Origin of the sequence: Aestuariivivens sp. NBU2969, from assembly GCF_019931125.1 — a bacterium.
GTDB classification, from domain to species: domain Bacteria; phylum Bacteroidota; class Bacteroidia; order Flavobacteriales; family Flavobacteriaceae; genus Aestuariivivens; species Aestuariivivens marinum.
On sequence record NZ_JAIOUU010000037.1, the window covers coordinates 1 to 10473 of the forward strand.

At 33.5% G+C, this 10473-nt stretch carries 11 protein-coding genes and 1 pseudogene; 7 read left to right on the forward strand and 5 right to left on the reverse strand.

The window, feature by feature from the left end:
- The first annotated feature begins 157 nt into the window (after positions 1-157).
- Positions 158-1063 (forward strand): hypothetical protein, encoded by a 906-nt coding sequence (locus K7G79_RS14205; protein WP_223552265.1) that lies wholly within the window; start codon positions 158-160, stop codon positions 1061-1063.
- Positions 1064-1067: 4 nt separating this feature from the next.
- Here K7G79_RS14205 and K7G79_RS14210 read toward each other — a convergent pair whose 3' ends face one another.
- A complete protein-coding gene (locus K7G79_RS14210; protein ID WP_223552266.1) occupies positions 1068-1622 on the reverse strand; it encodes a Smr/MutS family protein in 555 nt (184 codons plus the stop codon).
- 30 nt (positions 1623-1652) lie between these two features.
- Complete coding sequence (locus K7G79_RS14215) at positions 1653-1844, reverse strand: hypothetical protein (protein ID WP_223552267.1); 192 nt, start codon at positions 1842-1844, stop codon at positions 1653-1655.
- A 61-nt stretch (positions 1845-1905) separates the two neighbouring features.
- On the opposite strand from K7G79_RS14215, the gene K7G79_RS14220 reads away from it, so the two are divergent.
- Both K7G79_RS14220 and K7G79_RS14225 read left to right on the forward strand, forming a co-directional pair.
- Positions 1906-2187 (forward strand): DUF2752 domain-containing protein, encoded by a 282-nt coding sequence (locus K7G79_RS14220; RefSeq protein WP_223552268.1) that lies wholly within the window; start codon positions 1906-1908, stop codon positions 2185-2187.
- 11 nt (positions 2188-2198) lie between these two features.
- Entirely contained in the window at positions 2199-2531 is a 333-nt protein-coding gene (locus K7G79_RS14225) for a CCC motif membrane protein (RefSeq protein WP_223552269.1), read from the forward strand.
- 47 nt (positions 2532-2578) lie between these two features.
- Here the strand turns inward: K7G79_RS14225 and rocD are convergent, their stop codons facing one another.
- Both rocD and K7G79_RS14235 read right to left on the reverse strand, forming a co-directional pair.
- A complete protein-coding gene (gene rocD / locus K7G79_RS14230; protein ID WP_223552270.1) occupies positions 2579-3820 on the reverse strand; it encodes an ornithine--oxo-acid transaminase in 1242 nt (413 codons plus the stop codon).
- Between the two features lie 235 nt (positions 3821-4055).
- Positions 4056-4331: pseudogene (locus tag K7G79_RS14235) on the reverse strand (DUF6768 family protein); the annotation flags it as partial.
- 228 nt (positions 4332-4559) lie between these two features.
- Here K7G79_RS14235 and rlmD point away from each other — a divergent pair.
- From rlmD to K7G79_RS14250, 3 genes are read left to right on the forward strand one after another with little or no spacing between them, the layout of a single operon-like run.
- Positions 4560-5972, forward strand: a complete 1413-nt coding sequence (gene rlmD / locus K7G79_RS14240) for a 23S rRNA (uracil(1939)-C(5))-methyltransferase RlmD (protein ID WP_223552272.1) — start codon at positions 4560-4562, stop codon at positions 5970-5972.
- Positions 5973-5987: 15 nt separating this feature from the next.
- The gene (locus K7G79_RS14245) at positions 5988-6503 is read left to right on the forward strand and encodes a DUF6452 family protein (RefSeq protein ID WP_223552273.1); all 516 of its coding nucleotides are present in this window, start codon (positions 5988-5990) and stop codon (positions 6501-6503) included.
- Positions 6469-7206, forward strand: a complete 738-nt coding sequence (locus K7G79_RS14250) for a DUF6048 family protein (protein WP_223552274.1) — start codon at positions 6469-6471, stop codon at positions 7204-7206. The genes K7G79_RS14245 and K7G79_RS14250 overlap by 35 nt, the downstream gene beginning before the upstream one ends.
- Before the next feature lie 120 nt (positions 7207-7326).
- Here the strand turns inward: K7G79_RS14250 and ychF are convergent, their stop codons facing one another.
- Complete coding sequence (gene ychF, locus K7G79_RS14255; RefSeq protein ID WP_223552275.1) at positions 7327-8421, reverse strand: redox-regulated ATPase YchF; 1095 nt, start codon at positions 8419-8421, stop codon at positions 7327-7329.
- Positions 8422-8521: 100 nt separating this feature from the next.
- Between ychF and K7G79_RS14260 the strand changes: the two genes are divergently transcribed.
- Positions 8522-9997: a carboxypeptidase-like regulatory domain-containing protein gene (locus K7G79_RS14260; protein WP_223552276.1), complete on the forward strand. Its 1476-nt coding sequence runs from the start codon at positions 8522-8524 to the stop codon at positions 9995-9997.
- Positions 9998-10473: the final 476 nt, after the last annotated feature.

The following is a 10473-nucleotide window of genomic DNA, read 5'->3' on the forward strand; positions in this document are numbered from 1 at the left end:
AAAATATTTGGCACAATTCCATTATGAGAATGATTAATAAAAAACCTATATATTGGAATCAAATAAAACAGAACGTAACTTAATAACTCAATAAAATTATTTTCAATTAGAGGCGTTATAAATTACAATTCTATTATTTTTGCCTAAAACCCAAACTATGCGAAAGGCCTTTATTATTTTAACTATTGTAAGTTTGTTTTTTCAATCGTCTTGTGATGATGGTGATATCATAACAGTTGAATTTGATTTTAACGATACTTTTGCATTAGAATCCTGCAACGATTTAGTGTTTTATAAAACAAAAAACGATCCTTCAGAATCTTTGTCATTTGTGGTTAAAGACATTAATTTTGAAGATCTCTTTGCACTACAAGCTGGAGAAATACTTGAAAAAACATCTAATTCTAATACTTTTAATTATAGAACGTATACTAATAGCACATTACCTTCAGGCTTGTTTTGTAGTCCCATCCCTCCTTCTGAAGTTAAAATAAAAGAGGATTATGAAAGTAACAATAACGAAGCAGTATTTACCACCACACTTATTGAAGATGATAATGATGGTATTCCTGCTGAGTTTGAAGATATTAATACCGATGGTAATTTGGATAACGATGATACCGATGGCGATGGTATACCTAATTATTTAGATGATGATGATGATGGTGACAATGTACCAACAAAAAATGAAACTCCAAATTACACCCAAGCTGATGGTCTCTCAAACGCTCAAGATACCGATGGTGATAACAAACCGGATTATTTGGATGACGATGATGATGGTGATGGTGTATTAACACGGGACGAAGAAAGCGTTGACCAAAATGAAAATCCAAGAGATGATGTTAGAGATCCCGACGTTGGCGCTGATTATCTGAATAAAGATGTCTCCGAATCGGTTCCAGCAGTAGCTTACAGAGAGCATACAATTTACCAAACATATACGATTACACTTTTAATAAAGAGTGTTAATTTAGAAGTCATTACTCAAAATTTTGATTTTGGTACTTTACAGGATAGTTCTACTTCTGGTACTAGACAATTAACCCCTGCATTTCCTTAAATGATTACCCCTTTTGGTAAATGTAAACTTCGGTCGCTCCTAAACCGTATTTCTGGTAATTAGCATCATAAAATTTAATATTGTCGTATCGCCCAAACAAATACTCCAATTCAACTTTAAGGACACCTTCCCCAACACCATGAATAAACACCACTTTTTGAATGCGTTTCGTAATAGCAAACTCCAATTGGCGTCTTGCCGTATCCAATTGCAAAGTTAATATATCATGGTTGCTCATACTTTTGGCAGATTTCACTAATTGATTGATGTGTAGATCGACTTCCATAGTAGGTTCAAACCGATCCTTGGACTTTACCTTTATTGACTTTCTTTTTGCGGATTGTTCCTTTTCTGAAACTATTTTATTTAAGTTATCATAAGAAAAGGCATTTTGCCGAAGCATTTTGTCCTGTTTATGTTTGACCAAAGCGTCGGAAGGAAAATCCAACTCAAAGCCTTCATCGGTTTCAATAGAGACCATATCATCATTCAATGCTTTAACAATCCCCGATAGGTCTTCATCCAAAACCAAAACATAATCACCTAATTGAAAAGACATAACTTTTTTTGATATGTATAAAAAATCTATTTATTGCGCCATGTTTTCGTCATCAATTTCTTCATTCCGTTTACTAGGAATGCTTTTCGAAATACGATAAACACCAATCATTAAAACAACAATACCCCCAATTAAAATAAATTGGTTTTGATTTGCTCCTACTTTAGCGTACATGGCTACAATAGCCCCAACTAAAATGAGTAAATAATTAAAATACTTCACGCTCAAATAATAATTTAATTGATTAACAAATTTAATATATTAGCCCAACAAACATAATGTTATGTCAGGTTTTAATGATTATATGTTGCCCTGCCTAAATAAAAAGCTTTTTGGAGTTGAATGTATGGGTTGTGGATTGCAGCGATCGGCTTCCTTAGTGGTTCAAGGTGAGTTTACCGATGCCTTTTATATGTATCCTGCCATATACACGTTAATACTGCTATTAATCGTAATTGTTTTTAATACATTTAGAAAATTCAAGTACAGTAATAAAATTATTACTATTTTGGTAATTCTCAATATTGTTATTATTGTAACAAATTTTGTATCAAAACTCATCTAACCAAATTAATTATGGAACAACAAAAACTCAATCCAACCCTCGTTTATGTACTAGCAATTTTAGGTTTTTTATGTTGCTGCTTTGGCGGTTTAGGCTTTATTTTATCTGGAATTGCATTCTATATTGCACATAGCAAATTAAAAAATGCTGAAAATCATCCAGATCAATTTGAACAAGCAAGTGTCAAGACAATGAATACTGCTAAAATTGTGGCCTTGGTAATTTTAATTATTAACCTAATGTACTTTATCATGACCATTTACAGAATATCCACAGTTGGATGGGATGAAATAATGAGACAATCTCAAGAAATAATGGAGCAATGGCAAATGCAAAACCAATAAAATTTTCATCTAATTTGAATAAAAAAGCACCCAATTGGGTGCTTTTTTTATTCAAAAGATTTAAGTGTTTTACTTATAATATCAATGCAATCCATAAGCTGCTGTTCCGTCATCACCAAAGGCGGCGCAAAACGAATGATATTGCCATGGGTTGGTTTGGCCAATAAGCTATTATCCCTAAGCTTCATGCAAATATCCCAAGCCGTAGAACTGTCTTCTGAATCATCAATCACAATAGCATTTAACAAGCCTTTTCCTCTTACCAATCTCACCAAATCAGTTGATTTAATAAGTTCTTCCATACTTGCTCTAAAGATTTTGCCAAGGCGTTCGGCATTTTCAGCTAGGTTTTCTTCCTCTACAACCTCTAGTGCTGCCATAGCAACAGCACAAGCCAATGGATTGCCACCAAAAGTAGATCCGTGATTGCCAGGACGTATAACATCCATAATTTCTTTATCTGCCAATACAGCCGAAACCGGTAAGACACCGCCAGAAATGGCCTTTCCTAAAATAAGTACATCAGGTTTAATTCCTGAATGGTGAACCGCCAATAATTTACCCGTTCGTGCGATGCCTGTTTGAACCTCATCAGCAACGAACAGTACATTGTTCTGTTTGCATAAGGTATAAGCCGCTTTAATATAATTATCGTCTGGCACGTAAACACCTGCTTCGCCCTGTATGGGCTCTACTAAAAATGCGGCAACATTGCTATCTTTCAAAGCATCATGCAACGCATCTAAATCATTATAACGAATGGATACCATTCCAGGTGTAAAAGGTCCAAAATTTTCGGTAGCTACAGGATCGTTCGAGGCCGAAATTATAGTTACTGTCCGACCATGAAAATTATTATGACATACTACTATCTTTGCTTGATTAGCTGGAATACCTTTTTTTTCATACCCCCATTTTCTCGCTAATTTTATTGCCGTCTCAACGGCTTCTGCCCCTGTATTCATGGGCAACACCTTGTCAAAGCCAAAATACTCGGTAATGTATTTTTCATATTTGCCTAACTGGTCATTATAAAAGGCCCTAGAGGTAAGTGTTAAACTATTGGCTTGGTGTTTTAAAGCATCAATAATTTTTGGGTGACAATGCCCTTGGTTCACTGCAGAATAAGCCGATAAAAAATCGTAATACCGTTTGCCTTCCACATCCCAGACGTATACACCTTCGCCTCTTGTTAATACAACGGGTAAAGGATGGTAATTTTGGGCACCATACTTGTTTTCTAATTCAATTGCATGCTGTGATGTTAATTTGTTTTCTAAAACAGCCATTTTTTAATAGTTTTAATTAATAAACAACCATTCCTTCTATACCTTTATTCTTTCGGGAATCCCGATAATTATCGGGACGAAAAAGCAGCGTGGGAGAGAAATCATCCCTGAGTGGGCCTGCAAATTAGTAAATATGCTCTGGTTTAAGAAATCTTAGTCGAATATTCTTCCAGAAAAGAGATAAAATTTACAATTCTAAACATTTAATTTTATACATTAATACATTTTTGTCCATTTATATGCAAGCAAATATCATAAGCATACTCACCACAACAAAAAGGCTATACTTCCCCATACCCCATTTTATAAATTCGTTTACCATATTGGTATTAAAAAATTGTACCAAGTTATACACAAATAATCCGAAGAATACCAATACCCTTATATTAATGAGGTAAATAATCCATTTGTCCATGCCTTGGAACAATCCGCATAGCATTTTAAATACATTTTGTTTTTCCAGCCCTCCATAACATTCGGCCATATCTTGTTTTAAGGTCTCTTTTATTAACTTATCTAGATCTCTTTATTGAACTCATTTTAGGTTTTTAAAATAAGCTATAAAATTGGCCTTTTTCACTCATTTCTTGTATCTTTTATTTTTTAGTCCAGCTATCGAGCTCCAAAAGCTTTTCTTTTAACTGAATAAAAACATTTATATTTAACTAAATACATTAAAATCTCTTAAAGTTAATGGAAATAAAAACATTTTATTTGTGACGATTACTATTTTTGCAGCATGTCAAGAAAAAAATCAAGAAAACAATTTTTTGAAAATGTAGAAGTGCTTGATGCTGGAGCCAAAGGAAAAAGCATAGCCAAGGCTGAAAACGGTAAGGTTATATTTTTATCCAATGCCGTACCTGGAGATGTAGTAGATATTCAAACCTTTAAAAAACGTAAAGCCTATTACGAAGGAAAAGCTACGGTTTTCCATAAGCTATCACCAAAAAGAACCGAACCAGTTTGTGAACATTTTGGTACTTGTGGTGGATGCAAGTGGCAACATATGGACTATGAGCACCAATTACATTATAAGCAAAAAGAGGTTATCAATAACCTGACCCGTATCGGGCATATCGAATTACCTGAAATCACACCTATACTAAGTTCAAAAAAACAATACTTCTATAGGAATAAAATGGAATTTTCGTTTAGTGATAGCCGATGGTTAACTCAACATGAAATTCGGTCTCGTGAAGATTTAGATAACAAGAATGCTTTGGGCTTTCACATTCCAGGAATGTGGGATAAAATTTTGGATGTAAACCACTGTCATTTACAAGCTGACCCATCAAATGCTATTAGAAACTCCGTTAAGGAATTTGCCACTGCAAAAGGATTGGAATTCTTCAATACTAGAAATCAAACCGGATTTTTACGTACAATGATGATTCGCATTTCTACCACTGGAGAAGTTATGGTACTCATTCAATTTTTTAAGGAAGATGTTGCAAAACGAGAATTGCTTCTTGATTATATCGCCAAACAATTTCCAGAAATTACATCGCTGTTATTTGTTATTAACGAAAAAGCCAACGATACCATTTACGATCAAAACGTTGTTTGCTATAAAGGTAAAGACCACATTTATGAGGAAATGGATGGTTTACTTTTTAAAATCAATGCCAAATCTTTTTACCAGACCAATTCCGAGCAAGCTTACGAACTTTATAAGATAGCACGTAATTTTGCTGGGTTAACAGGTAACGAATTAGTTTACGATTTATATACTGGCACTGGGACCATTGCTCAATTTATAGCTAGGAAGGCCAAAAAAGTGATTGGTGTGGAAGCTATACCCGATGCCATTAGTGCTGCTAAGGAAAATGCACAATTAAATAACATTACTAACGTTGAGTTTTTTGTTGGTGATATGAAAAAGGTGTTTAATAAACAATTTATTGCAGCACATGGAAACCCTGATGTAATCATTACCGATCCCCCACGTGATGGCATGCACAAAGATGTTGTACAACAAATACTAAACATTGCACCTAAAAAGGTAGTATACGTAAGTTGTAATAGTGCTACTCAAGCAAGGGACTTAGCCTTAATGGATAATATGTATAAAGTTACCCGAACGCAAGCAGTGGATATGTTTCCGCAAACCTTTCATGTAGAAAATGTTGTACTTTTGAAACTCAGATAACCTGAAAATTAATTTATGAAAAAAATAAGCCTACTTATTTTAATACTCATTTTAACGAGCCATTTTAGTTGTGAGCGTGATGACATTTGCCCGGAAACAACTCCTACTACACCAAGATTAATTATAGATTTACATGATTTTTCTAATCAAGAAGAAAAAAAGAACGTACTCGATTTAAGGGTTCAAGGTGTTGATAATAACGAAGCTTTACCTGGCTATGATGTGGTTCGTGCTACAGATGATTTAATACTCCCCCTTCGTACAGATTCAAATACAACACAATTTAAACTGCATATAAATTATTTAAAAAAAGAAGATGGAACCATTGAAGGTAATGAAGATATAATAACCATTAGTTATTCTACTGAAGAAATTTATGTCTCAAGGGCATGTGGTTACAAAACCATTTTTAAAAATGTTACCCTTACCATTGAACCTGATAACGAAAACTGGATAAAATTAAAAGAATCCTTAACCGATAACCAATCCATAGAAGATGAAACAAAGGCACACTTTATCTTATACCATTAGTAGCATAGTTATTGCTCTATTGTTTTGTGTGTCTGCCAATACACAAAATAATAGTATTCCCAGTAGTGCATCTGACTCTATTACTTATAAATTAAAATATGGATTGCGTATTGGAGGTGACATTGGTAAACTTATTCGTTCTTTTACAGATAATGAATATAGTGGCTTTGAAGTTATTGCCGATTATCGAATTAAGAACAAATTATATATTGCTGGTGAACTAGGAATTGAAGAAAAAAATACTGTCACGGATTATCTGGATGTCACTACAAAAGGAAGCTACTTAAAAGGAGGCATCGATTATAATTTATACCAGAATTGGTTGGATATGGACAACATGATTTTTTCTGGATTCCGTCTTGGAGCAAGTTCTTTTAACCATACCAGAAACCGTTTTCAAATCTATAGTACTGATCAATATTGGACGCCACAATACACCGATACCGAAAATAGAAAATTTAGTAACCTTACGGCGCTATGGATAGAATTAATGATAGGTATTAAAGCTGAACTTTTTAATAACCTTTATCTTGGACTTAACCTACAATTGAAAGGTTTAGTAAAAGAAACTGAACCTAATGGTTTTGAAAATCTTTACATTCCAGGATTTAACAAAACATACGATAGCAGTGGCATTGGCGTAGGTTATGGTTACACTCTTTCCTATAGGGTTCCACTTTACAAAAAAGATAAAAAGAATTAGTTTGCATTAAACATTTTTATAAAGCAGTAACGAAGATCTTCTTTGTTTAACCAATAACCAGAAAATTAATGAACTTAATAATTATGTAAGCGCAGTAGGCAAAAAGTAGTTAACCTAAAACTACACATTAAATAAAAAGTGCATCACATCACCATCCTTTACCGTATAGTTTTTCCCTTCTACACGCATTTTTCCAGCTTCCTTAACTTTAGCTTCACTTCCATAGTTCACATAATCGTCATAACTAATAACCTCAGCACGGATAAAACCTTTTTCAAAATCGGTATGAATAACACCAGCAGCTTGTGGTGCAGATGCTCCTATGTTAACCGTCCATGCCCTTACTTCCTTAACACCTGCAGTAAAATAGGTCTGTTGGTTCAATAATTTATAGGCACCCCTGATTAATTTTGCCGAACCTGGTTCGTCAAGTCCTATATCCTGCAAGAACATTTGGCGTTCTTCGTAATCGTCCAGTTCGTTAATATCGGCTTCTGTTCCAACAGCCAAAACTAACACCTCAGCACTTTCATCTTTAACAGCAGTTTTTACCTGCTCCACATAGGTATTACCAGTAACTGCTGAGCCTTCATCTACATTGCAAACATACATCACTGGCTTATCTGTAATTAGTTGTAGGGGCTTTACAAAATCATTATAATCATCTTCTTCAAACTCAATAGCTCTTACCGACGTTCCGGTTTCCAACCCCGATTTTAGTTGCAACAATACTGCTTCTTCTTTTTGAGCGTCCTTATTTCCTGTTTTAGCAGCACGCTTGACTTTATCCAGTTTTTTTTCAACCGTTTCTAAATCCTTTAGTTGTAACTCAATATCAATGGTTTCCTTATCTCGAACAGGATTAACACTGCCATCCACATGAACAATATTATCGTTATCAAAGCATCGCAATACATGTAGAATAGCATCAGTTTCACGAATATTACCCAAAAACTGATTACCTAAACCTTCACCTTTGCTGGCGCCTTTTACCAATCCTGCAATATCAACAATTTCAACTGTAGCAGGTACCACACGTTCAGGTTTTACCAATGATTCCAAGGTTTCTAATCTAGGATCAGGCACATTTACGACACCTATATTAGGTTCTATAGTACAAAACGGAAAATTGGCACTTTGCGCTTTTGCATTTGATAAACAATTAAATAAAGTTGATTTTCCTACGTTAGGCAATCCTACGATTCCTGCTTTCATATTATATTGATTTTTTGCGAGTGCAAATGTAACTATTTCCATTGTTATTTTATGTAACATTATACCAATTCGATCGTCAAGAAATTATAAACACATTTTTATGACTAAAGTTTTTTATAGCCTCTTTTTTATATCTTCTTTCATTTCTAGTTATTCACAAACCATTACCGCTAAAATTATTGACAAAGTAAACAAAACCGCTATACCCTATGCCACAGTAAAAACAGGTAAATACAGTGGAGTTATCACTAACGAGGAAGGTTTTTTCACAATTAATACAAATAACAACACGATTACAACCGTTAGTATTTCATGTATGGGTTACCAAGCCAAGTATATTAGTATTGAAACCATAAAATCACTTAATTACATCATTCCTTTAGAAGAAGCCTTAAACCAATTGGACGAAGTTTATTTAAGCAATAAAAAGCCAAATATTGATTCAATAATGGCAAGGGTAAGACAAAATATTAGTAAGAATTACAATTTCGACCTCAATATTTACAGGTTCTTTTATAGAAGTACAGATCATATTGATTTTAATCATTTAGACTTCGAAATAGAAAAGGCTTCACACGTATCTTCTAAAAATTTGGATATGGCCAATGCCGAACTCATCCACCTTTCCAACGACATCATTAGCAGCAATATTGTCAACTTTACCGATGTTAAAGGAGCGCTTCACACGTTGCATCAGGATAGTAGTAAAATGGAAGTTAACAAAGTGACCAAACTACTGGACCATAATAAGGATTTTTCCCTTGACAAAGTGGAAGAAAAAGCTAAAACATTGGTATTAAAATATTTGGACACTACTAAAACCTACAAAGTAAAAACAGGTATTTTTAAGATAGAAGATTCCATGTCTCTTAAAGACGAAGAGTTAAAAAGCGACAAACCTAAATCCTACAAGGCATCTAGCTTAAAGTACAGTACAGAATCTTTAGTTAAAAAAGCTACATTTACAAAAATCTCTTTTTTAAATACCCTTATTGATTCCGACCTTTATGATTTTGAATTGGAAGACATTAATTATAACAATAATGAATTGGTTTACATCATACGCTTTAAACCCAATAGGTCGAAATCGAAACTAACGGGCACCTTTGTGGTTAACCAAAAGGATTATGCTATTACTAGGGTAGATTATAGTTATTATAAATCCCGTTATGGTAGTAAGTTTAATTTGCGCTTAATATTGGGTATTAAATACATCGATAATGTAAGCGAGGGCACCTATATTTATGAAAAACAGAGCGATAATATCTACCAACCCAAATACATTAAACGTATAAAGGGTAGCTACTTTTATGTAAATCGTGATTTTAAATTGATTGAAAACAGTCCTCAAAAAAACAAAATAGGCTTTAACTTTAAAATTGAAGGCAACAACCTAACTAAAGAAGAGTTTCTTCTAACAACTTTTAGTAACAGCAGTCAGGATGACTTTAATAAAATAAATCCAAAACAAGAAGTCCCGTTTATTCAACTAAGTACATTCGATAAATCGGAGTGGGAAAACGACGCCATCATTGAGCCCCTTGAGGAAATGAAACAGTTTAGAAGTGATAATTAGGGTTTAACTATGAATAGCTTTTATGTTGTGAGCTCATAAGATAAAATTTAATAAAACTTAGGAGTGAAGATTAGAGTTTAGTTATTGTCTTTTCATTTTTAAAATATCATCCCTTTCTTTTTACCAGATTTCCTTCATTAAAAATTCAGGTAGTTATTACCCTTTTTTTAATCCTTATAATAAATTATTTAGTGTCAATTGTCCATTTGTTCACTATTTCTGATTTCACCATTAATTTTAACAAAATAAATCTGAAATAGCCTTACTTCATTAAACTCTATCTATCAGTATTAAAATGTAAATCAAAGTCGTTTTCACATATAACTGCGACCAATAAATAATATTTGAACTTATGTAGCCTGTTTCATGATTTCTAATTAATTTATTGAGTTATTAAGTTACGTTCTGTTTTATTTGATTCCAATATATAGGTTTTTTATTAATCATTCTCATAATGGAATTGTGCCAAATATTTT